Raw genomic sequence first — 21,292 nt, forward strand, 5'->3', positions numbered from 1 at the left:
ATTGGCAGGTCTGAATGCTAGAGCTTCTTGCGTCACCATTCCGCGAACCCGCCGTCGGCATACCGCCACTGAGGGTTGCCGGTCGGCATCAGCAGGTCGGGCTGGTGGGCGGCGCGTACGGCGTCCTCGTCGATCTCGATGCCGAGCCCCGGGCCGGTTGGGCGTTCGATGTGCCCGTTGACCGCCACCAGGACCTCGGGATTGCGCAGGATGGCGAGGTCTTCTGAGGCGGCCGAGCTCAGGTCGATGATGTGTTCCTGTGCGTAGAAGTTGGGCACCGCCAGGTCGAGCTGCACACAGGCGGCGAGCGCCACCGGGCCGAGCGGGCAGTGCGGTGCGAGTTGCACGTCGTAGGACTCGGCCATGGTCGCGATCCGGAACACCTCGGTGATCCCGCCGGCGTGTGCGGGGTCGGGCTGCGCGATCGCGATGCCGCCCTCCAGCACCGGCACGAACTCCTCCCGCGAGAAGAGCCGCTCGCCGGTCGCGATCGGCACGCTCGTCGCGGCGGTCAGCCGCCCGATCAGCCGGGAGTGCTCGGGCCGCAGCGGCTCCTCCAGGAACGCCGGCGCGGTGTGCGCGACCGCGTCGGCGAGCCGGCGGGCGTGGTGCACCGAGACCCGGCCGTGCAGGTCGATCCCGAAGTCGGCGCCGGGGCCGACCGCCTCCCGCAGCGCGGTCAGGTCGTCGACGAACTTCGCCGTCATCGCCGGCGAGTCGAGGAACCCGACCGGGCCGGCGACCGACGCCTTGACCAGCGTGTAGCCGGCTTCCACGAGATCTCGGGCGCGCTGCGGGTTACCGGTGTGCTCCGGCGGTCCCCAGGCGTGCGTGTAGAGCCGGACCCGGTCCCGGCAGGGCCCGCCGAGCAGCACGTGCACCGGCGCGTCGAAGAACCGGCCGCGGATGTCCCACAGCGCCATGTCGAGGCCGGCCACGGCGCTGGAGAGCACCCCGCCGCCCCGGTAGAAGCCGCCCCGGGTCAGCCGCTGCCAGTGCGCGGTCACCGGCAGCGGATCCGCGCCGATCAGGTGGCCGCTCAGCTCGCGGATGGCCGCCACGACGGTGCCCGGCTTGTGTTCCAGCGAGGCGTCACCCCAGCCGGCCAGCCCCTCGTCGGTGCCGATCCGGACCAGCACCTGCCGCTCGCCGAGCACGAACGTCTCGACGGTGGTGATCTTCATGTCAGTCCTCCCCGTAGCGCGGCGTGAAACCGAGCAACTCGCGCGCCCGGCTGGTGTCGACCGGTGCGGTGCGCCCGGCGAAGGGCCGGTCGCGTGGCACGTCCGGCGCGTACCGGGCCAGCAGGTCCTCGGTCGGCGTGTCCTGGAACGTGTCGGTGGCCGCGACGTGCACCACCTGTGCGCCGTCGCCGGGCATGGTCAGCGCCAGCCGGAAGGCCTCGGCGGCGTCGCGCACGTCGAGCCAGCCCCAGCCGTCGCCCCGACCGCCGGCCGCGTTCTCCGCCGCCCAGGCCCGCAGCCCGTCCCGGTTGGCCTCCGAGATCATCAAGGGCAGGCGAAGCGCGAATCCGGTCGCGCCGAACCGGCGGCAGACCGCTTTCAGGGTGAGCTCGTCGACCTGTTTCGAGAGCGAGTAAGGGTCGGCGACGTCCGGCGGGGTCGTCTCGTCGATCGGATAACGGGCCGGCGGCGGCTGGTGCGGGTTCATGATGAGGCCGGTGGCGTTGACGCTGCCGGCGATCACGAACCGGCGCACACCGAGCTCGGCCGCCGTCCACAGCACGGTGAAGGTGGCGAGGGCGTTGTTGCCGAACACCTCGTCGGCCGGGTGGTGAAACGGGCTCGGGATGGCCGCGAGGTGGGCGACCGCGTCGACGCCGTTGGCAGCCGCGGCCACGGCTTCCCGGTCGCGGGCGTCGCCGCGCAGCAACGCCAGCTCGTGGCCGTGCTCCCGCAGGTGTGCGACGACGGCCGAGCCGACCAGGCCGTCGCCACCGGTGACCAGGACCCTCATGCCCGGCGCTCCGCGATGACGAGTTGGTCGCCCGCGGTCGGGAGCTGGCGCACCGTCGTGCGGCCGTTGTCGTGCACCGCGTCCGGGGTCAGCGGGGCACGGTCGGCCAGGTCCCAGCCGGTGAGCCGGTGCGTGGTCAGGCTCAGGCCGAGGTCGACGTCGCGGGCCAGCAGCGAGATGTCCAGCGCACCGGGGAACGCGCGGGCGGCGCCCCGCGTGCCGGGCAGATAGTTGTTCCAGAGCACGCCCACCACCAGCCGAAGGTCACATTCCTCATGAGCGATCCGGGTGTACGCCCGCGCAGTGCGGAAATTGCCCGACGGAGCGACGGTCAGACGCGACATGGTTGGCTCCTTGAACCGGTTCACGGCAAGCTCGGCTAGGCTATCGCGATCTCGCGCCCAGCGTTAGGGAGGACCCCCGATGGCCGAGCCGTTCCGCGACCCCGCACTGCCGTTGGCCGTGCGTGCCGACGACCTGCTGGGGCGGATGACCCTGCCGGAAAAGGTTGGCCAGCTCAACCAGCGGTTGCTCGGCTGGCAGGCGTGGGAGCCCGCGCCCGACGGCTACCGCCTGACGCCGGCCCTCGACGAGGAGTTGTCGCGCTGGGGTGGCATCGGCGCCATCTACGGGTTGCAGCGGGCCGACGCGTGGTCCGGTCGTTCGTGGGACACGGGCGTCGACCCGTTGGGTTCTTTGGACCTTGTCGCGCAGGTGCAGTCGCGGTGCGTCGCGGCGTCCCGGTTCGGCATCCCCGCGCTGCTGGTCGAGGAAGCGCCGCACGGCCACCAGGCACTCGGCTCGCAACTGTTCCCGACCAACCTCGGCGCGGCGGCCAGCTTCCGGCCCGACCTGGTCGAGGAGGCCGCCGCGCACACGGCCATGGAGTTGCGCGCCCGCGGCGCCCACGTGGCGCTGGTGTCGGGCCTCGACGTGCTGCGCGACCCGCGCTGGGGCCGCTCCGAGGAGTGCTTCGGCGAGGACCCGCTGCTCGCGTCGCTCTACACCCGGGCCCTGGTCCGCGGGATGCGCGGCGTCGCCGTGGTGCTCAAGCACTTCGCCGGCCAGGGCGCCGGGATCGGCGGCCGCAACAGTTCCGGCGGCCCGATCGGCCCGCGCGAGTTGGCCGAGATCCACCTGCCCGCCGCGCGCGCCGGCATCCAGGCCGGTGCCCTGGGGGTGATGGCGGCCTACAACGACGTCGACGGCGTGCCGTGCGTGGCCAACCCGTGGTTGCTCACCGATGTCCTTCGTGGACAGTGGGGCTTCGAGGGCATCGTGATGGCCGACATGTTCGCGGTCGACCGCCTGCTCCGGGCGGCACCGTCACCGGCGGCGGCCGGCGCGCTGGCCCTGCGGGCGGGCGTCGACCTGAGCATGTGCGACGTGTCCTACGCGGCCCTCGTCGAGGCGGTCGAGACGGGCCTGGTCCCGGAGTCGCTGGTCGACCGGGCCTGCCGCCGGGTGCTCATGCTCAAGCTCCGGTTGGGCCTGCTCGACCCGCCCGAGCCGGCGCCGGAGTTCCCGGAGCCCTGGCCCGCGCGTCCGCTGGTCGAGGCGACGACGGTGCTGTTGCGCAACGACGGCGTGCTGCCGCTGGCGGCGCAGCCCCGCCGGGTGGCCGTCATCGGCCCCAACGCCGACGACCTGCCGAGCCTGCTGGGCGACTACGTCCCGCCGTTGCGCGGCGGCACCACGGTGTTCGGCGCGATCCGGGCGCGGATCCTCGACACGGAACACGAGCCCGGCTGCGGCCTGACCGGATCGCTGGAAGGCGGCGTCGCCCGCGCGGTGGCCCTGGCCGCGTCGGCGGACCTGGCGGTGCTGGTGCTGGGCGGCAGCAGCGTGCGCCACTACGACGACGACTTCGCCGACAACGGCGCGGCGGCCCTCGGCGGCAGCCGCCCGACGGCGACGACGGGCGAGGGCTTCGACGCGGCCGAGGTCGAGCTTCCGGCGGCACAGCGCGAGCTGGCGGCGGCGGTGGCGGCGACCGGCACGCCCACGGTGGCGGTCATCGTCTCGGGCCGCCCACAGGGCATCGGCTCGATCGCCGGGAACGCGCTGCTCTACGCCTGGTATCCGGGCCCGACCGGCGGCAAGGCCATCGCCGACCTCCTGCTGGGCGACCGCGAACCGACGGGACGTCTCCCGGTCTCGTTGCCGTCGTTCAGCGGAGTCCTCCCGGTCGCACACAACGAGCGGATGGAAACCACGACGCGCTACGTGGACGCGGACGCGGCTGCGGAGTTCCCGTTCGGCGCCGGTCTCGGCTACACCACGTGGGACCTAGGCGAGGCGGTGGTATCGGGGGATTGGCTGACGTGTTCGCTGGCCGCACCGCTGACGAACACGGGCTCGCGCCGGGGCACCCAGGTCGTCCAACTCTTCGGCCGCGCGCTGGTGCCGGGCCTGCTCCCGCGCAAGGCGGTCCACCTCGGCTTCACCCTGCTCACCCTCGACCCGGCCGAGACCCGCGAGGTGCGCGTGGCCGTACACCCGGATGCCCTGCCCGTCCTCGGCCTACCCAATGGCGTCCCGGCTCAACTCGACCTGTGGCTCTCGACAACCGGCGCCACCGAACCGGGCGGAGTCCAGCGGTTCGCGGTGACCACCTAGGCGACCTATGGTTGCCCCGTGACCGACGAATTTGATCTCCACGCTGAACTGGCCATCGGTGTGCGCGACGCGGCCGGGGCGTGGGGGTTTCTTCGGCGGTTCGCCGATCGCTACGCGACCCCGATCGTGGCCGGCGACGGTCGCGACGAGGAGGAGTTGCGAAAGGCCGAGACCCGGCTGGGGTTCTCGCTGCCGCCATCCTTGCGTGCGGTGTATGAGCTGATCGGCAAGCGTCACGACCTGACCCGGAGCCAGGATCGGCTGCTCGGCCCGGACCAGGTCTGCGTCGACGACACGGGGCAGGTGTTGGTCTTCCGGGTGGAGAACCAGGATGTCGCGCAGTGGGGCGTGCCGCTGTCCGCGGTGGCCGAGCCCGACCCGCCGGTCGTGTTCCGGCTCCGGCAGGCCGAGCGCACCTGGCGGCCCTTCCTCGAGCGCACCTCGTTGGCGTGCGTCGAGATGGTGCTGTCGGAATGGATGCTCTCCGGCGACACGTTCACCAACGACCGTGAACTCGACGACGCGGCCGTCGCGGTGCTGGAGAAGCGGTTCCGCCGGCTGCCGATGCCGGACTATCCCTGCTGGGCCGGGCCGGACCGGCCGACCCGGTGGTTCGACGGCTTCGGGACGGTCCTGCGGGAAGACGCCGAGACGTGGCTGTGGGTGCGCGCCGCGTCCGCGGACGGGATCACCGCGGTGCGGCGCGAGTTGCCGGGCGTGTGGTTGAGCTAGCGGTCGCAGCCTCCCTCGCGATCAGGGCGGATGCCGGGGTGGGAGAGGTCCTCCACGCCTTTGTAGGCATATGGGTCCGTGCCCGCGACCAGGACGACGTCGCGGTAGTCGGCCTCCGCGAAATGGCCGCCCGCCGGCGCCTTCCCCCACGGGAGTAACGAACTCGCGCTCATGTAGTGGTTGACCAGCGCCCGCCGGAAGCCGCGCGGGCCGGTGTTCGGCAATGAGCGGTGCAGCAGGTAGCCGTTGAAGACCACGGCACTGCCGGCGGGGACCTCGACCGGGACGGCGTCGGCGTCGCGGTAGGGGAAGCCGTAGGACTCGGCCGTGCAGTCCCAGCGCGGGTCGTCGTGCTCGCGGTTGGGGTAGATGACGCCCGGGCGGTGTGAGCCGGGCAGCACCCACAGGCAGCCGTTGTCGACGGTGGCGTCGTCGAGGGCCACCCAGACCGCGGTCAGCGAGCGGTCGCGGGTCGGGATGAAGAACTCGTCCTGGTGCCAGGCCTGGCCGGGCTTGCCGTCGGCCTTGACGAAGAGCATCGACTGCATGGCCTTGACGTCTGGCCCGATGACGTTCGTCAGGACGGAAACCACCGCTGGGTGGCGTTGCGCGGCCGCCATGACGGACGACAGCTTGTGCGGGTGGTGGACGCACAGATACCGGCGGATCACGTCGTCGTCGGGCTCGTCCGGCGATGCGGGCGTCACGCCGTCGACGGGGCCGCGGTCGCCGCGGCAGAGTGCCGCGGTCTCGGCCCGCAACGCTTCGACCTCGGCAGGGGTCAGCAGGTCGGGCAGCACCGCGTAACCGTCGCGATGGAAGTCGAGCATGGAGAGCACCCCTCGGTGAGAGCGGCGCCCGAGCCAGAAAGGCCCGGGCGCCGCGTCGGATCACTTGCGGTAGACCCGGACGTGGTCGATGTCGTAGGTCATCGGGAACTTCGCGTCGTCGACGCCGTCGGCGCCGGCCCACGGGCCGCCGACCGCCAGGTTCATCAGGATCGTCGCCGGCGTGGTGTTCTGCGGGCCGTCGTTCGCCACCCACTTGTAGGTCTTGCAAGCCAGCTTCTTACCGTCCATGAACCAGCAGACGCTGTCCGGCGTCCACTCGGCCGCGACCTCGATCCAGCGGTCCCGGATCGACGAGTCGGCGTGGTAGGCGTTTCCGTCAAAATCCGAATCGGCGTACGTCGTCTGGATCGGACCCTGCGGCGCGCCGTTCGGGAACTCGGCGTGGTCGTAGTAGGTCTGCACCGCGGTCCAGAGCACGTCGGCGCCGTTGCCGCTGTTGTTGTAGGGGGCTTCCAGGATGTCGATCTCCGGGGGCCACGGCGGGCGGACATGGCCGTCTCCGTAGCCGCCGGCCAGCCAGAACGCCGGCCAGCTACCGCGCACGTCGGGGAGGCGGACCCGGGTGGTCAGGTAGAGGGGGTGCGCCGCGGTCGGCGCGAACTCCTCCTTGCTGCGGATCATCGCCGACTCGTATCTGAGGTAGGGCTGGTCGAGCCGGGTCGCGGTGGCGTGCAGGCTGAGGTAGCCGTCCTGCACCGTGTGCATCGCGGCGCCGTCCTTGTTGACGTCGCGGTAGACCTCGGCCTCCTGGCCGGGCGCGGTCCCGTTGCCGCCCAGCGAGTCGAGGGTGCCCAGCGTCGTGCCGGTTACCGGGTCGCGGCCCAGGCAGGTCGGGTCGATCTTCGCCTGCTCCGCTGCCGATTCGGTGCCGCCGTCGTACATGTAGCGGGTGCACCACTTGTCGCGGTCGAGCGTGCGGCCGCCGAAGTCGTCGCCGTAGACCAGCTTGTAGCCGGCCGGGTGCTGGTCGGCGCGGGCGTTGTCGACCCGCACCAGCAGCGTGGTGGTGGCCCGTGGCAGCAGCGAGCCGCGGCCCCAGGCGACCGCCCGCAGCAGCACGAGGCCGTCGCGGAGCGCCGAGGAGTCGACCTGTGCCGTGGCGCTGGTGCCGGACGCGTCGACGGTGGCCGTCGCGACCTGGCGGGCGAGCTGGTAGACCCGCACGGTCTTCAGGTTGGTGCCGGTGAAGCGCAGTTCGGTGGTGTCGTGGACGGTGCTGCCGGAGGTAGGTGCGGCGACGGCGAGCGTCACCCGGGGTGCGGCCGACGCCGGCTGTGCGGCGCCGAGGGCCAGCACGGCGGCGCCGGCCGCCGCGGCGAGCACGCGCAGGGGACGGCCGCGCGCCCGGCGACCGCGCGAGCGGCCCTGAACCGGTTCAAGGGATTCCATGCCGTTGTATGTACCACAGCGAGCGGTCCGGGGTTAAGCTCTGCGGGACATCTGAACCGGTTCACACATCAAGGAGACGGGATGTCAGTGCTGACCGAAGAAGACCGGGCGCTGTTCGTGGAGAAGGGCTACGTCAAGCTCGAAGGCTGCTTCAGCCGCGAACAGGCGCACGAGCGGACCCGCTTCATCTGGGACCGGCTCGGCTATCGCGCGGACGACCCGACGACCTGGGAACGGGCGTCCGTGCACATGGCGGCGCTCAACGACATCGACGTCAGCACCTTCGCGCCGAAGGCGTGGCAGGCCGCCTGCGAGCTGATCGGCGGCGAGGACCGGATGGCGGCCGGCAAGCCGTTCCCGTGGACCGACGCGTTCATCGTCAACCTGCGCCAGGAGCAGGAGGGGCCGTGGACGCCGGCGTCGCCGGCCACCCCGGGCTGGCACGTCGACGGAAGCTGGTTCCGGCACTTCCTCGACTCGCCCGAGCAGGGCCTGCTGGCCATCGTGCTCTGGTCGGACGTGGTGCCGGAGGGCGGCCCGACGTTCGTCACCACCGACTCGGTCGGGCCGGTCGCCCGCTTCCTGGCCGAGCATCCGGAAGGTGTGCTCCCCAAGGGACACACGCCGGACGCCGACGAGACCGTCTTCGACTACGCCGAGATCGCCAAGCAGTGCGGCGAGTACGTCGAGGCCACCGGCCAGGTCGGCGACGTCTACCTGCTGCACCCGTTCGTGCTGCACGCCAAGTCGGAGAACGCGCTGCGGGTGCCCCGCTTCATCACCAACTCGACGCTGTTCCTGGCCGAGCCGATGAACTTCGACCGGCCCGACCCGGCCGACCACTCGCTGGTCGAGCAGGCGGTGCTGCGCGGCCTCGGCGTCGACCGCTTCCCGTTCGCCATCACCCACCGGCGCGAGCGGGTCGTCCCGGACTCGGCCGGCGACTACGACGCCCAGGCCGAGCAGGAGCGGGCCCGGCTGGCCGCGAAGGGCTTCCGCTGATCCCGGAAGAGAGAACGGGGCCCCCGGTCGTGGCGTCGACCGGGGGCCCCACCCTTACCTAGCGGGCCGCGGAGTCCTGGGCCTGTAGGTCGCGGGCGACCCGGACCAGTTCCACCAGACCGGACGCGTACTCCTGCGACTCGGCGTGTGCCTCGTCGTAGGGCGGCTGGAAGCCGACGCCTTCCCACTCCTGGGTCGCCGCGTTCCACAGGTCGTTGCCGACCTCGAAGTCCCAGGCCAGGATGCCCAGCTCGTAGTAGAGCTGGTCGGCCGAGTTGCCGGCCGCCGAGTAGAGCACGTCAGCCACCGGGCCGGTGTAGGACGGCCAGGTGACCGTGCCACGCGAGCTCCGGATCGCGCTGATGATCCGCTTGGCGCTGTCCTGGAAGTAGGCCGCCTCCTCGATCGACGGGCGCGGCAGCGTGATCCGGCCGTCGGCCTTGTAGGAGCCGGGCGGCCACATGAAGTAGCCACCGTAGCTGTGCACGTTCATCGCGAACTTGATGTTGGGATGCGACGAAGCGAGCGCGATGACGTTGCTGCTCTCTGCCTCGGACAGCTCCGACGTGCCGGAGTAGGTGCCCGAGGTGCAGCTGGCGCTGCCGCCGACGTACCCGTCGAAGTAGGAACCGACGGTGTAGTTGCGGTTGACGTCGACGCCCCACGAGTTGGCCAGCCGCGGGTCGCGCTGGGCGCCCGTGCAGTGGTTGACCAAATTCTTGCGCTGGAAGTTGTAGTCGTTGAACGAGTAGTTCGCGCCGTCCGGGTTGGTCACCGGGATGACGAAGACGTCGACGTTGTCGAGCAGGCTGCGGGTCTCCGCGTCGGTCGCGTAGTTGGCCAGCAGCCGCTCCGCGAACTCCAGGGTGACCAGCGGGGTCGCCCACTCACGGGCGTGCTCCTGCGAGTAGGCCATCACGCCGATCTTCGAACCGTCGCGGACCTTGCCGAGCCGCAGCGCCTGCACCGTCCACGGCTTCTTCGACACCTCGGTGCCGTCGAGGCCGTCGTCGAGCCGCGCGGGGCCGACGATCGGCATGACCTTGCCGGCCGAGCCGTCTTCGACGAACGCGTTGAAGACCTGCGGGTAGCTGACCTTGATGAACGCGGCGACGTCGTCGGTCGTGCTGATCACCGCACCGGTGCTGTCCGTCGCGAGCGAGACGGTCAGGACCCGGTCCTTGTACGTGGCCTTCAGCGGCCGGTTCTTCTTACCCGGGTCGACCGTCTTGACCTGGACGCCGTTCATCTTCTGATCGCCGAACTTGACCGACTCGACGACGACCGCGGCGACGGCCGGGTCACCGAGGTAGGCGGTCGCGGTGCGCCGGTAGCCCTGCGTCTTGTTGGGCAGGTCGATCACGTCGACCAGGCTCGGGTATTGCCGGGCCAGCCGCTTGATCCGCGCCTGGATGTCGGTCGGCGTCATGTAGGCGCCGATGAAGTCCTTCTGGTAGCCCTCCGGCATGGGCGGCGGGGTCGCGCCGGGCCACGCGGTCGGCTTGATCGCCCGGGTGCTGCCACCCAGGCTCGAGCTGGCGGTGACCGTCACCGGCTGCGCCGGCACGGGCTGCGGAAGGGCGACGTGGTACTGGTATTCGCCCGAGTCCTCGAACCGGGAGAGGGGGAACGAGCCGGTGGTGCCGTCCGCGGTCTTCCAGGTCACGGTGATCTCGACGTCCGGGTCGTCGGTCGCCGTGGTGGCCACCTGGACCGAGAGGAAGCTCTGGCCGTTGGCGGTCCACCAGTAATTCTGGAGGAACTGGAGCGTGTCGGCGGCGGCCAGGGCCCGGGCGGCGGTCTTCTTGCTCGCCGCGACCCGGGCGCTGCCCTCGGTCGCCGTCTGGATGAGCTGGGTCGCGACCGCGCCGCGGGCGGTCAGCGCGGCCAACTCCTGGTCGGTCACGACCAGGTCGACCTGGACCTGGCCGAGGGTGGTGCGGGGCCGGGCGGCGACGTCGGCGCCGCTGGCGACCAGGTCGCGCAGCATCGCTTCGTTGGGAAGGCGGAAGCGGACGAGCGCGGTTTCGCCCGCGGCCAGCTTGACGGCCGGGCCGGCGGCGGGTTGGGCGGTGTCGGGCGGGGCGGCGGTGCTCGTCCCGGACGGGGCGAGCAGCCCGACGGTCAGAACGGCTGCGGCGGCGCCGGCCACCCAGATCCGTCTGTGCGACATCCAGAGCCGTCTTTGGAACATTAAAGCCTCCTGCGGACATCGAAGGACGTTGGGTCCTACCTCAGTCCGCAGATCGACTCCTGTCAACCGTTAGAAAGAAACGCCAAGATAACTTCCGGTTGTTCTGCCCAGCGGCCCACCAGCGCGGCGGCTGGAAGGTCACCGTCGGTGATTCGCCGCACGATGACAATCCGTAGTGACCCGAACTGGACCATCGTGTGGTCGCCGTGCTCCTCGATCCGCCGGATCGACTCGACGCCGGGCGCGGTGCTGCCCGGCACCCCGGTGCCGCGCGCCGTCATCAGCGGCTCGCGTTGCTCCAGCGTGCCCTTGCCGTCGACGTCGACGAACTCCTCGGCGCCGCCGGTGCCCGCGATGATCGCGCCGGCCACGGCGGAGAGGTAGACGGGGTCCCCGGCCGCGTCGTAGACCCAGCGCTTGCCGAGCACGGAGTGCTCCGTGGTGCCGACCAGCCAGGCGTCGCAACCGGGCAAAGGTGCGTCACGGTAGGTAAGGGGCACGTGGTGGACCGGGCCGTCACCGTAACGGACGAGCATGGTCTCGATGCCGACCGAGCCGGCCGGGTCGTCGAAGCGGAACGCCGCCACCCGGTCGAGGTCACCGGCGGCAGCCTGGTGCCAGCGCCGGCCGGGCAGCCAACCGGAGATCAGTTCCAGCTTGGTGGGCCGCAGGTCGGCCCGGTGCAGCAACGCCATTGCGGGATCGTACGCCCGGAGTCTTGGCTCACGCTGTGCCGGTAAGGCCCACGGTGACCAGTAGGCCCGGGTGGTCGGTGGTCTTGGCCAGGTCGATCGCGCGCATGGTCGGCACGGCGAGGTCGGTGGTGGCCAGCACGTGCTGCAAACCGCCGTCGCCGAGCCAGCGATAGCCGGGCGGGATGCACGGCCGCAGGTCGGGCGGCGCGCCGTAGCGCAGGTTGAGGTCGCCGGCCACGATCGTCGGGCGGTAGCCGGCCCGCTCGTGCAGCGCCGGTAGCGTCACGCCGAACAGGTGCTGGCACTGGTGCAACGCGGCGGTGGCGTCGAAGCCGGCCAGGTGGGTGGTGCAGACGTCGACGGCGGCGAGCAGGCAGAGCCAGGCCCGTTCCTCGGGGTCGACCGGATCCTGCACCGGGTAGACGCCACCAATCGTTTCGAACGGCGCCGCCGGCCGCCGCGCCACCAGGCCGATCCCGTAGGGCTGGCCGTTGCGGCCGCAGATGGTCGGCCCGCCGGAGGGCCGGTCGGGCGCCGCCTCGAACCCGGACGCGACAGGCTCACCGTGTACGCCGGCCAGCACGGCGCCGAGGGTCGCGACGTCGCCCTCGCAGATCTCGTTGAGCGTCACCACGTCGGGCCGGGTCTCCCGGATGACCTTGGCCGCCTCGTCGATCGACCTGCCGGTGTAGCAGGCGGCCTGCCCGCTCGCGCAGAGGTTGAGTTGCAGCAGCCGCACGGCCTGCGGGATCGGCGGCGGCGCCACGGAACCACCGAGGAGAGCCGCGGCCACGAGCAGCCACGCGCCGAAGACCAGTGACCGCCGAGCCGCCATCGCGCGCCAGTCTAGGCGGTGCATGGTGTCCGGGCGCTTACATGTTCTTTGATGTGCGTACATAAAAGAACATGTGCGCCGCTGACGCCCCCCCGGCGGCGTCGCGACACGCCCAACCGGGGGCGGGGCGGCAGGAGGGACGCGGCCGGGCTAGGGGACGGCGAGAACTCCCGCGAGCGCCAGCGCGCCGCAGGCGGTGGCCACGGCGGCGAAGAGCAGCAGCGTCCGTGGGCGCGCCGACGCGGTGGCCGCGCGAACCCGGCGGCGGCGACGCCACAGAGCGAGCAAAGCGAGGCCCGCGGCGGCGGCCGCGCCGGCGAACAGCAGCGGTTCGCGGGCGTGGATCGCGAGGCGGACCAGCAGGATGCCGGTCACCAGGGCGACCGACGCGGTGCGGGTCCAGGCCAGCGCGGTGCGTTCGGTCTGCAGACCGGGCGGGCCTTCGGTCCGCGGGCCGGGCGGGCCTTCGGTCCGCGCGCCGGGCGGGCCTTCGGTCCGCGCGCTGGGCGGGCCTTCGGTCCGCGCGCCGGGCGGGCCTTCGGTCAGCGGCCCGGGTGGCCCCTCGGTCCGCGGGCCGAGAGGGCCTTCGGTCACGAAGCCACCGCGAGCACGACCAGGCCGGCGCCGAGCACGCCTATGACGGCGGCGACCACCAGCAGCAAGGGGGTGAACGGCAGTGAGCGGCCCAGCCGCATCGCCCGCTGCACCGCCGACCAGCGCCGGTAGGCGACCACCGGGAGCAGGGTGCCGCCGACGGCGAGGACGGCCGCGAACGCGGTGCGCAGGCCGACGAGGGCGGAGCTGGGCAGGAATTGGATGACCGCGACGGCACCGGCCAGCAGCGCCAGCGCGGTGCGGATCCAGGCCAGGAAGGTGCGCTCGTTGGCCAGCGAGAAACGGTAGTCCGGTTCGTCACCCTCCCGCTGCCAGCGGGGTTCAGCCACGGGCGCGGTCAGGCTCGTCGACAGCGCATCGGAAACCCGCGTGCCCGGTGGTGCTGTCCGGTGTGGACTGTGTCCGGGCGGAGACCCGGTAGCGGTTGCAGTAGGACTCATGGCAGAGATAGGAACCGCCGCGCATCACCCGGCCCACGCCGTTGGGCGGCCCTGTGGGGTCGTGCCGGGTCGCGGTCGAGTCCGTGGCGTGCCAGTCCGGGCTGAACCAGTCGGCGCACCACTCCCAGACGTTGCCGGAGGTGTTGTAGAGGCCGTAGCCATTGGGGCGGAACGCGGTGACCGGCGCGGTGCCCAGGTGGCCGTCGGCGCCGGTGTTCTGCCGCGGGAAGGTGCCCTGCCAGGTGTTGCAGCGGTGCTGGCCGCGCGGGGTGAACTCGTCGCCCCACGGGAACCGGGCCCGCTCCAGGCCGCCGCGGGCCGCCTTCTCCCACTCGGCCTCGCTCGGCAGCCGCTTGCCGGCCCAGGTCGCGTAGGCGGTGGCGTCCTGCCAGGAGACGTGCACGACCGGGTGGTTGGCCCGCCGCGCCACGTCGGAACCCGGCCCCTCCGGCGCCCGCCAGGAGGCGCCTTCGACCGGCAGCCACCACGGCGCACCCGGCACGTGCCCGTCGAGGACCCGCTGGGCGGCCTCGCCGCGGACGAACGCGTGGAAAACGTAGGACCAGCCGAACCGCTCGGCGTCGCTCTGGTGGCCGGTCGCCTTGACGAAGGCCGCGAACTGAGCGTTGGTCACGGCTTTCGGGTCGATCCGGAACGCCGCCACCTCGACCTGGCGGACCGGACCCTCGCCGTCGTCGGGAAACGTGTCCTCGTCGTCGCTGCCCATCCAGAACGGCCCGGCCGGAATCCGCACCATCCCGCGCGCCGCCTCGCGCGGGTCGACCGCGCGCGGAGCCACCGGAAGCGAGAGCGCCACCGGCGTCGGGTCGGCCCCGTGCCCGCCCGGCGCACAGCAGGCAGCGGTCATGCCGACACCGCGACGTCGAACGGCAGGCCGCTGCTCTCGTCGCGGCAGATTTCGCGGAGTTGGGTGTAGAGGGCGGCGACCACGGCCGGTTCGGTGGCCCAGCGGTCGGTGGTCTCGCCCGGGTCGGCGTAGACGTCGTAGAGCTGGCCGACGGGGTGGTCGGCGTCCCACGGCGGGTTGCTGTGCGCCTTGCCGGAGCCGGAGGCGAACAGCGCGTCGATCGACGGCTCGGAGAACCCACCGCCGGAGCCGGTCGCGAACACCGCCTTCCATCGACCGGCCCGCAGCGCGAACCGACCGCCGAGGCTGTGGTGCACGATCGGCCGGTCGGCCGGCGGGGGAGCGGCGGTGCCCGCCAAGGCACCGAAGAGGTCCCGGCCGTCTTCGGCGGCGCCCGGTGGCAGCGGAATCGAAGCGGCGGCCGCGACAGTGGGCAGGACGTCGGTCAGGCAGACCGGCGCGTCGAGCACGGTGCCGGCGGGGATGCGGCCGGGCCAGTGCGCGACGAACGGCTCGCGGTGGCCGCCGTCCCACAGGTCGCCCTTCTGGCCGCGCCAGTCACCGTTGGGGCGGTGCACCGCGACGTCGCCGTCGTCAGTGAAGATCATCGGTGCGCCGTTGTCGCTGGTCACGATCACCAACGTATTGTCGCGCTGACCACGGGCGTCGATGGCGGCGACCAGCTCACCGACCGCCCAGTCGACCAGGCAGACGCCGTCGGCCCGGTCGCCCAGGCCGGAGCGGCCGCGGACCACGTCGGGCGGCACGTTGGGCCGGTGCGGGGCCGACGGCGTGACGTAACAGAGGAACGGCTGGTCGGTCGGCACGGTGCCGAGCCAGCGGACGGCCTCGGCGACGAACCGGACATCGGCCCCGTCTTCCCGGAAACCCGGCACCTGTAGGCCCGGCCGCTGCTCGGTGAGGTAGTGCTCCTTCTCCCGGTCGGGCACGCCGACGGTGCGGTCCTGGTCGATGAACGCGTAGGGCGGCATGTCGAGCGAGCCGGCGATGCCGAAGAACCGGTCGAAGCCCAGCGCGGTCGGGCCGCCGGTGACCGGCGCGGTGTAGTCGATGTCGGTGCCGAAGTCGGTCTCGACGTCGTCGTGCAGGGCCGCGCCGGGCGCGAACGCGTCGCGGACCGAGCCGTCGCGGTGCCGCCAGCCCAGCCCGAGGTGCCACTTGCCGAACGCGCCGGTGGCGTAGCCGGCGTCGCGCAGCACCGATGCCAGGGTCGGCCGCGTCGGTTCGATGAGCGCCGGGCCGTGCCCCATCAGCACAAAGTTCTTCAGCGGGCCGCGCCAGGCGTAGCGCCCGGTCATCAGCGCGTAGCGGCTGGGCGTGCAGACCGCCGAGGCGGAGTGCGCGTCGGTGGCGCGCACCCCGCCCTCGGCCAGCGCGTCGATGTGCGGGGTGGGGATCTTCGACCCGTAACAGCCGAGGTCGCCCCAGCCCATGTCGTCGGCCAGCACGACCAGGATGTTGGGTTTCACGTGCGGCAGCTCCCGTCGGTGCTGCGGTATATCCGTACCGCGTTGGTGGTCGCCGGGTCGAGGTCGAAGGTGCCGGCGTTGTTCAGGCACTGCCCGTTGGCGTACACATTCTCGAAGTTGATGTTGCGCATCTTGTGTGTGCTGTCGATGCCGCGCACGATGCTCGGCTTCTGGTAGGTCGTGTAGGCGTGGATGTTGCGGAAGATGAGCTGCTCGATCTCGCCGTAGCCGAGCGCCGGGTCATACCATTTGTTGTTGTCGATGGTCAGGTCGAAGAGCCGGAAGGTGGCGTTCTCGACCCGGATGTCCTCGAAGAGATAGCGGGAGAGCGTGCCGTTGCCGGCGTGCAGCGCGCGGAAGATGCCGGACTTCTCGATCTGGTAGTGCTCGGCGTGGATGACGTCGTTGTCGTAGACGTGGAACGTCGAGCTGTTCTGCTGTATGTTCCAGCTGATTATGAACGGCGCGCCGTTCTCGAGCTGCCAGATCGTGTTGTGCCGGGCGATCGTGTCGCCCCAGAAGAGCTTGATCGAGTCGTCATTGGACTTGACGAAGTTGTTCTCCAGCAGGCTCTTGTTGCCGCCGACCATCCCGTCGGTGCTATACCACCACGACATCGTCTTGACATTGTGGATGGTGGTGAACTGGCCAAGCGCGCGCACGTTGAAGCGGGGCGCGTCGACGAACGTGATTCCCTCGACCAGGATGTTCGACGAGCTCTGGTCGGCGATGTCGATCATGCCGGGCTGGTTCTTGTTGGCGTCCTGGTTGCCGGTGTCCATGAACAGGCCGGAGATGACGCCGCGGCCCTTGATGGTCACGTCGTGCACGGCGCCGGTGGCGATGAACGCGCCCGACACGAACGCGCCGCCGGCGACGTAGATGGTCTGACCGGAGGTGATCGGCTGGCCGGCGCCGACGGTGTGCACACCGGGCCCGAAGTAGCGGACGTTGGGGTCGGTCGGCGAGGGCACGTCGACCTCGGGCGGGTTGGCGAACACCAGCATCGGGTGGAGCACCGGGTTGTGGATCTCGGGCTCGAACTCGACCGACAGGTTGCCGGGCCGGGAGACCGTGAACGTGCAGGTGTTGCCGGCGAAGCTGGTGGTGACGGCGGCCGAGTAGGGCCGCACCAGGCAGCCGGTCGCGCCCGCCGCCGCGCGGGTGACGCGCACGGTGACCGCGCCCGAGAACGAGAACGAGGTCCACGAGGTGTCGGCCTCGCGGTTGGTGTCGGCCTTCTTCGCGGTCGACGTGTAAACGAATGACGGCACCGGGCCGCCCGCCTGCTGCACGGTCACCGAATACTGGTCCGAGGCCGGGATCCCGGCCGGCCCGGGGTAGGTGGTGAGCTGGTCGGGCGTGCCCGGCGCCGGGTCGATGTCGCCGTAGGGCAGGGTGGCCCGGTGCGCGGCGATCTCGTTCACGGTGGCCGCGGTCGACGCGGTGATGCTGTCGGCGATGTCGTCGACGGCCGGCACGGTCCCGCTGATCGGGGTGACCGCGCCGCCGAAGTCATACTGCTGACCGGTGAAGGGCGGCCCGTCGGCCCGGGCCGCACCCGCGGGGAGCAGGGCGGCCACGAGCGCGGCGACGGCAATGAGTGAGAGGTGGCGGCGTGGCATGGGCGTACCCGCTTCCTGAGTAAGGAAGGGGCCCTTGTTATCGCTTTCCGTATAGGAAGGGCCCCTTGCAATCGGTTCAGCCGAAACGGCGCTGGAACTTGGCGTCCGGATCCCACTCGTGCAGGCCTGTCTCGCCGAACGCCGGCGCGAGCACATAGTGGTCGTAGGTCTCGGCCAAGCGGTCACGCAGCAGCCGGTGGTGGTGGGCCACCTCGGCGGCGTGGGCCGGGTCGTCGACCAGGTTGGTCAGCTCGTAGGGGTCGTTCTCGAGGTCGAAGAACTGCCAGGGCCGGCCGCCGTGCGCGTCGCCGAGCACCGTGTATTTGAAGCGCCGGGTCCGGATGCCCCGCCAGGTCTCGTCGTGGAAGGGCAAACCCGGCCGCATCTCGGCGACGAACTCCAGCAGCACGCCTTCCCGATCGACCGAATCGGCCTGGCCCCGCACCAACGGGCTCAGGTCGATGCCCGGCTTCGGGTCGCGCGGCGTCACCCCGGCCAGCCCCAGCAGGGTGGGGAACAGGTCTTCGGTGCAGACCGGGTCGGCCACCACCGACGCGGGCGTGCCGGCGCCGGAGACGATCAGCGGGATGCCCAGCGACTCCTCCCACGGCCGCTGCTTGGCCAGCAGACCGTGCGAGCCGAGCAACTCGCCATGGTCGGCGGTCAGCGCGATGATGGTGTTGTCGAGTTGCCCGTTGGCCCGCAGCGCGGCCACCAGCCGGCCGACGTTGTCGTCGAGGTTTTCGATCATCGCGTAGTAGACCCGCAGGTCGTCGAGCAGGTCGCGACCGTGCGGGCCGCGCTTGTTGTAGTCCTTGCCCAGCTCGACGTTGTCCCGCAGCACCAGCTCCCGGTCCCGCCACCGTTCCAGATAGGACTCCGGCGCCGTGAAGATCGGGTGCGGCGGCTCGACCGACAGCACGGTCGCGAACGGCCGGTCGCCGACCTCGCCGAGGTGGTCGATCGCGAGGTCGAAGAGCCCGTCGGTCTGGAACCCGTCGATCTTGTGCGGGGTCGGGTCGTCTTCGTTCCAGTAGTAGGTGTCCCACGGGTCGTTGCAGATGTCGAAGCCGCCGAACCGCTCGAACCGGCCCTGGAACGGCCGGGGCACCGGCGTGCGGGACGCCTTCACGACGTTGTGCCCGGGATAGTGGCCGAAGTTGCCGTAGAGGTGCCACTTGCCGAACAGTGCGGTCGCGTAGCCGGCCTCGTTGAACTCGTCGGCCAGCGTCCGCTCGGCCGGCGACATCCGCCACTCGATCGACGGGATGAAGCGGGTGTGCGCGTACTCGCCGGTCATCAGCGTGAACCGGTAGGGGACACAGACCGGGTAGGTCGAGGAGGCGGCGTCGAACCGGGTGCCGGCACCGGCCAGCGCGTCGATGTGCGGCGTGCTGACGTTGGGGTCGCCATAGCAGCCGAGCGCCGCCCGGCGGAGCTGGTCCGAGATGATCAGGATGATGTTCGGGCGGGTCACTTGATGCCTCCGGAGGTCAGGCCGCTGACGAACTTGCGTTGCAGCGCGAGGAACAGCAGCACGACGGGCGCCAGCATGAAGATCGCCGCCGCGCTGGTCAGGCCCCAGTCGGTCGAGTTCTGGTCCTGGAAGGCCAGGAAGCTGGTCGACACCGGCCGCAACTCGGGCGTGTGGATGAAGGTGATCGCCCAGAAGAACTCGTTCCACGACCACAGCGCGACGATCAGCGCCACGGTCAGGAAGCCCGGCCAGGCCAGCGGCAGCACCACCCGCCGCGCGATCTGCAGGCTCGACGCGCCGTCGAGCCGGGCCGCCTCGGTGAAGTCCTGTGGGATCTTGAGCAGGAACGAGCGCAGCAGCAGCGTCGCGAACGGCGCGTCGGTCGCCCAGTAGATGATGATCAGCCCGAACAGGTTGTCGGTCAGGTGCAACTGGGTCCAGAGGAAGAACAACGGCACCAGGAAGAGTTGTACGGGCAGCGCGCTGCCCAGGAACAGGTAGCCGACGACGGCTCCGCTGCCGGGCACCTTGAGCTGGCTGAGCGCGAACGCGGCCAGCCCGGCGATCACGCAGGTGCCGAGCACCGAGCCCGCGCAGATGATCAGGCTGTTGCGCATCGTCGTGGCGAAGTCGCCCTGGGTCCAGGCGTGGATGAAGTTGTCGAGGGTGAACGAGGTCGGCGGCGCCAGCGGGTTGCTGCCGATCTCGGCGTTGTTCTTGAACGCGTTGAACAGCACGGCGACCAGGGGGCCGATCGCGAACAGCGCCAGCACGATCAACACGATGTAGTGGCCTGCGAAGCGCCGGGTCATGCGTCCTCCCATCCCTTGCGCCGCATCCACTGGTAAACGGCCAGGATCACCGCGGTCACCAGGGTCATCGACAGCCCGAGCGCGGCCGCGTAGCCGGCCGAATACTCGTTGAACGCCTGCTTGTACATCAGCGTGGAGACCACTTCGCTGGACCCGGCGGGGCCGCCCTGGGTCATGATGAAGATGTAGTCGAACGCCTTCAGCGACCAGATCACCGTCATCAGCACGATGAACACCATCGTTGGCCGGATGCCCGGCAGCGTGACGTTGCGATACTGCTGCCAGCGGCTCGCACCGTCCACTTTGGCCGCATCGTAGAGCGACGGGTCGACGCCCTGCATCGCCGACAGGAAGATGACGGCGAGGAAGCCCCACCAGTGCCAGTCGACGACGAAGTTGACGCTGTAGAGCGAGGTCTTCGGGTCACCCAGCCAGGACTGGTCGGTGCCCAGCAGGTGGCCGATGCCGCTGGTCGGCGACAGCAGCATCTTCCAGACCGCCGCGTTGACCACGCTGGCCACCACGTAGGGGATGAAGTAGAGCGCCCGGAACAGCATCTGGAACCGCTTGACCTGGCTGAGCAGGTAGGCGCCGAGCAGGCCCAGCGCCATCGGCACGGTCAGGAACAGCGCGAACCAGATGAGGTTGTGCAGCAGGGCCTCGTGCACCTTGGCGTCGCCGAACGCCTTGACGTAGTTGTCGAGGCCGATGAAGGTCGCCGGCCCGAGACCGGACCAGTCGGTGAACGAGTAGTAGATGGTGGCCACCGACGGCCCGGCCACGACGAGCAGGTTGAGCAGCAGCAGCGGCGCGAGGAACGCCCAGCCGACCACCGCCGCGCGCCGCCGTGCGCGGCGGGCATGCGGGCCATGCTTGCCAGGTGGCGGAGCCACGGCGGGCGCGGCGGTGGCGGTCACTTGCCGGGTCCCTTGGCGGGAAGCTGTGGCAGGTTGCCGTCGGCCTTCTCCTGCGTGAACATCTGGTCGAGCTGGGCGCAGTAGGCGGCCGGCGTCAGCTTGCCGGTCAGCACCTGCTCAAGGCCCTCGTAGACGAACACGTCGGTCTTCGGCGGCCACCAGGTCCACGTCACGAAGCCGTAGTCACCGGCCGCGACCGCCTTGTTGACCGCGGCGAGCGCCCGGCCCGACCGCGGGTCGATGGTGCTCGGCACGTCGCTGTCGGTGAAGTCGATCGGGATGTTGTAGGTCGACGGGACGTCGGCCATCCGCTTGAGGGCCGCGGTCTTGTCGCCGTAATACCAGTTGAGGTATTCGGCGGCGGCGTCCTTGTTCTTGCTGGCCTCGTTGATGGCGAACGAGCCGCCGATGCCGAGCGGCAGCGTGCCGGCCTTGACCTCGGCGCGCAGCGGGGGAGTGGCCATCCAGTCCCAGTCGTTGTCGTTCTTCGCCTTGGCGCCGAAATACTGGCCGACCTGGCTCATGAACCAGTTGCCCTGCGGGATCATGGCAACCTTGCCCTTGCCGAAGTTGGCGCCGATCTCCTGCGACGGCACCGCGAAATACTTCTCGACGCTGCCGCCGATCCAGCCCTTGTCGAAGTAGCCCTTGATCAGGTTGACCGCGTCGACGAACACCGGGTCGGTGAACTTGATCTCGCCGGTCAGCGCCTGGCGCAGCGCGTCGGGGCCCGAGTAGAGGTTCCAGAAAGACC

The 21,292-nt window shown here is 70.9% G+C and carries 20 protein-coding genes; 3 read left to right on the forward strand and 17 right to left on the reverse strand.

All coding sequences use genetic code 11. The features are described 5' to 3' along the window. Positions 1-32: 32 nt before the first annotated feature. The 3 genes from dgoD to DFJ67_RS30705 are packed head-to-tail and all read right to left on the reverse strand — an operon-like array spanning position 33 to position 2,321. A complete protein-coding gene (dgoD, locus tag DFJ67_RS30695; protein ID WP_116071468.1) occupies positions 33-1,184 on the reverse strand; it encodes a galactonate dehydratase in 1,152 nt (383 codons plus the stop codon). A gap of 1 nt (position 1,185) precedes the next feature. Next, complete coding sequence (locus DFJ67_RS30700) at positions 1,186-1,977, reverse strand: NAD-dependent epimerase/dehydratase family protein (protein WP_203783165.1); 792 nt, start codon at positions 1,975-1,977, stop codon at positions 1,186-1,188. Continuing rightward, the gene (locus DFJ67_RS30705) at positions 1,974-2,321 is read right to left on the reverse strand and encodes a hypothetical protein (RefSeq protein ID WP_147315666.1); all 348 of its coding nucleotides are present in this window, start codon (positions 2,319-2,321) and stop codon (positions 1,974-1,976) included. Before DFJ67_RS30705 ends, DFJ67_RS30700 begins: the two co-directional genes overlap by 4 nt. A gap of 79 nt (positions 2,322-2,400) precedes the next feature. On the opposite strand from DFJ67_RS30705, the gene DFJ67_RS30710 reads away from it, so the two are divergent. Further along, positions 2,401-4,596: a glycoside hydrolase family 3 N-terminal domain-containing protein gene (locus tag DFJ67_RS30710; RefSeq protein WP_116071472.1), complete on the forward strand. Its 2,196-nt coding sequence runs from the start codon at positions 2,401-2,403 to the stop codon at positions 4,594-4,596. An 18-nt stretch (positions 4,597-4,614) separates the two neighbouring features. Next, positions 4,615-5,328, forward strand: a complete 714-nt coding sequence (locus DFJ67_RS30715) for an SMI1/KNR4 family protein (protein WP_116071474.1) — start codon at positions 4,615-4,617, stop codon at positions 5,326-5,328. Here the strand turns inward: DFJ67_RS30715 and DFJ67_RS30720 are convergent. Beyond that, entirely contained in the window at positions 5,325-6,158 is an 834-nt protein-coding gene (locus DFJ67_RS30720) for a phytanoyl-CoA dioxygenase family protein (RefSeq protein ID WP_116071476.1), read from the reverse strand. The two genes, DFJ67_RS30715 and DFJ67_RS30720, sit on opposite strands and share 4 nt — an antisense overlap. A 60-nt stretch (positions 6,159-6,218) precedes the next feature. After that, positions 6,219-7,568, reverse strand: coding sequence for a glycoside hydrolase family 16 protein (locus DFJ67_RS30725; RefSeq protein ID WP_116071478.1), 1,350 nt, complete (start codon positions 7,566-7,568; stop codon positions 6,219-6,221). A gap of 81 nt (positions 7,569-7,649) precedes the next feature. On the opposite strand from DFJ67_RS30725, the gene DFJ67_RS30730 reads away from it, so the two are divergent. After that, positions 7,650-8,570 (forward strand): phytanoyl-CoA dioxygenase family protein, encoded by a 921-nt coding sequence (locus tag DFJ67_RS30730; protein WP_203783163.1) that lies wholly within the window; start codon positions 7,650-7,652, stop codon positions 8,568-8,570. Between the two features lie 58 nt (positions 8,571-8,628). Here the strand turns inward: DFJ67_RS30730 and DFJ67_RS30735 are convergent, their stop codons facing one another. The 12 genes from DFJ67_RS30735 to DFJ67_RS30790 form a co-directional block, all read right to left on the reverse strand. Then, complete coding sequence (locus tag DFJ67_RS30735; protein ID WP_116071480.1) at positions 8,629-10,743, reverse strand: M14 family zinc carboxypeptidase; 2,115 nt, start codon at positions 10,741-10,743, stop codon at positions 8,629-8,631. 83 nt (positions 10,744-10,826) lie between these two features. Then, positions 10,827-11,459, reverse strand: a complete 633-nt coding sequence (locus tag DFJ67_RS30740; RefSeq protein ID WP_116071482.1) for a CG0192-related protein — start codon at positions 11,457-11,459, stop codon at positions 10,827-10,829. 28 nt (positions 11,460-11,487) lie between these two features. After that, a complete protein-coding gene (locus DFJ67_RS30745) occupies positions 11,488-12,294 on the reverse strand; it encodes an endonuclease/exonuclease/phosphatase family protein (protein WP_147315667.1) in 807 nt (268 codons plus the stop codon). A 150-nt stretch (positions 12,295-12,444) separates the two neighbouring features. Continuing rightward, a complete protein-coding gene (locus DFJ67_RS30750) occupies positions 12,445-12,888 on the reverse strand; it encodes a DUF202 domain-containing protein (RefSeq protein ID WP_116071486.1) in 444 nt (147 codons plus the stop codon). Continuing rightward, positions 12,885-13,238 (reverse strand): YidH family protein, encoded by a 354-nt coding sequence (locus tag DFJ67_RS30755; RefSeq protein ID WP_239096988.1) that lies wholly within the window; start codon positions 13,236-13,238, stop codon positions 12,885-12,887. Before DFJ67_RS30755 ends, DFJ67_RS30750 begins: the two co-directional genes overlap by 4 nt. Beyond that, positions 13,231-14,217 (reverse strand): formylglycine-generating enzyme family protein, encoded by a 987-nt coding sequence (locus DFJ67_RS30760; RefSeq protein ID WP_116071490.1) that lies wholly within the window; start codon positions 14,215-14,217, stop codon positions 13,231-13,233. Before DFJ67_RS30760 ends, DFJ67_RS30755 begins: the two co-directional genes overlap by 8 nt. Continuing rightward, entirely contained in the window at positions 14,214-15,707 is a 1,494-nt protein-coding gene (locus DFJ67_RS30765; RefSeq protein ID WP_116071492.1) for a sulfatase family protein, read from the reverse strand. The genes DFJ67_RS30760 and DFJ67_RS30765 overlap by 4 nt, the downstream gene beginning before the upstream one ends. Next, positions 15,704-17,332: a hypothetical protein gene (locus DFJ67_RS30770; RefSeq protein ID WP_170216059.1), complete on the reverse strand. Its 1,629-nt coding sequence runs from the start codon at positions 17,330-17,332 to the stop codon at positions 15,704-15,706. The genes DFJ67_RS30765 and DFJ67_RS30770 overlap by 4 nt, the downstream gene beginning before the upstream one ends. Positions 17,333-17,408: 76 nt before the next feature. Continuing rightward, complete coding sequence (locus DFJ67_RS30775; RefSeq protein ID WP_170216060.1) at positions 17,409-18,809, reverse strand: sulfatase family protein; 1,401 nt, start codon at positions 18,807-18,809, stop codon at positions 17,409-17,411. Continuing rightward, positions 18,806-19,621, reverse strand: a complete 816-nt coding sequence (locus DFJ67_RS30780) for a carbohydrate ABC transporter permease (protein ID WP_203783161.1) — start codon at positions 19,619-19,621, stop codon at positions 18,806-18,808. The genes DFJ67_RS30775 and DFJ67_RS30780 overlap by 4 nt, the downstream gene beginning before the upstream one ends. Further along, entirely contained in the window at positions 19,618-20,538 is a 921-nt protein-coding gene (locus DFJ67_RS30785) for a carbohydrate ABC transporter permease (protein WP_203783159.1), read from the reverse strand. The genes DFJ67_RS30780 and DFJ67_RS30785 overlap by 4 nt, the downstream gene beginning before the upstream one ends. Further along, positions 20,535-21,215: an extracellular solute-binding protein gene (locus DFJ67_RS30790; protein ID WP_116071502.1), complete on the reverse strand. Its 681-nt coding sequence runs from the start codon at positions 21,213-21,215 to the stop codon at positions 20,535-20,537. Before DFJ67_RS30790 ends, DFJ67_RS30785 begins: the two co-directional genes overlap by 4 nt. Positions 21,216-21,292: the final 77 nt, after the last annotated feature.

Source organism: Asanoa ferruginea (assembly GCF_003387075.1).
Taxonomy (GTDB): domain Bacteria; phylum Actinomycetota; class Actinomycetes; order Mycobacteriales; family Micromonosporaceae; genus Asanoa; species Asanoa ferruginea.

Bases quoted from the DNA above. Each gene is read 5' to 3' on its own strand.
- DFJ67_RS30700 (WP_203783165.1), bottom strand. From the start codon at position 1,977: ATGAGGGTCCTGGTCACCGGTGGCGACGGCCTGGTCGGCTCGGCCGTC.
- DFJ67_RS30740 (WP_116071482.1), bottom strand. From the start codon at position 11,459: ATGGCGTTGCTGCACCGGGCCGACCTGCGGCCCACCAAGCTGGAACTG.
- DFJ67_RS30745 (WP_147315667.1), bottom strand. From the start codon at position 12,294: ATGGCGGCTCGGCGGTCACTGGTCTTCGGCGCGTGGCTGCTCGTGGCC.
- dgoD (WP_116071468.1), bottom strand. From the start codon at position 1,184: ATGAAGATCACCACCGTCGAGACGTTCGTGCTCGGCGAGCGGCAGGTG.
- DFJ67_RS30725 (WP_116071478.1), bottom strand. From the start codon at position 7,568: ATGGAATCCCTTGAACCGGTTCAGGGCCGCTCGCGCGGTCGCCGGGCG.
- DFJ67_RS30735 (WP_116071480.1), bottom strand. From the start codon at position 10,743: ATGTCGCACAGACGGATCTGGGTGGCCGGCGCCGCCGCAGCCGTTCTG.
- DFJ67_RS30770 (WP_170216059.1), bottom strand. From the start codon at position 17,332: ATGCCACGCCGCCACCTCTCACTCATTGCCGTCGCCGCGCTCGTGGCC.
- DFJ67_RS30780 (WP_203783161.1), bottom strand. From the start codon at position 19,621: ATGACCCGGCGCTTCGCAGGCCACTACATCGTGTTGATCGTGCTGGCG.
- DFJ67_RS30720 (WP_116071476.1), bottom strand. From the start codon at position 6,158: ATGCTCGACTTCCATCGCGACGGTTACGCGGTGCTGCCCGACCTGCTG.
- DFJ67_RS30730 (WP_203783163.1), top strand. From the start codon at position 7,650: ATGTCAGTGCTGACCGAAGAAGACCGGGCGCTGTTCGTGGAGAAGGGC.
- DFJ67_RS30705 (WP_147315666.1), bottom strand. From the start codon at position 2,321: ATGTCGCGTCTGACCGTCGCTCCGTCGGGCAATTTCCGCACTGCGCGG.
- DFJ67_RS30760 (WP_116071490.1), bottom strand. From the start codon at position 14,217: ATGACCGCTGCCTGCTGTGCGCCGGGCGGGCACGGGGCCGACCCGACG.
- DFJ67_RS30710 (WP_116071472.1), top strand. From the start codon at position 2,401: ATGGCCGAGCCGTTCCGCGACCCCGCACTGCCGTTGGCCGTGCGTGCC.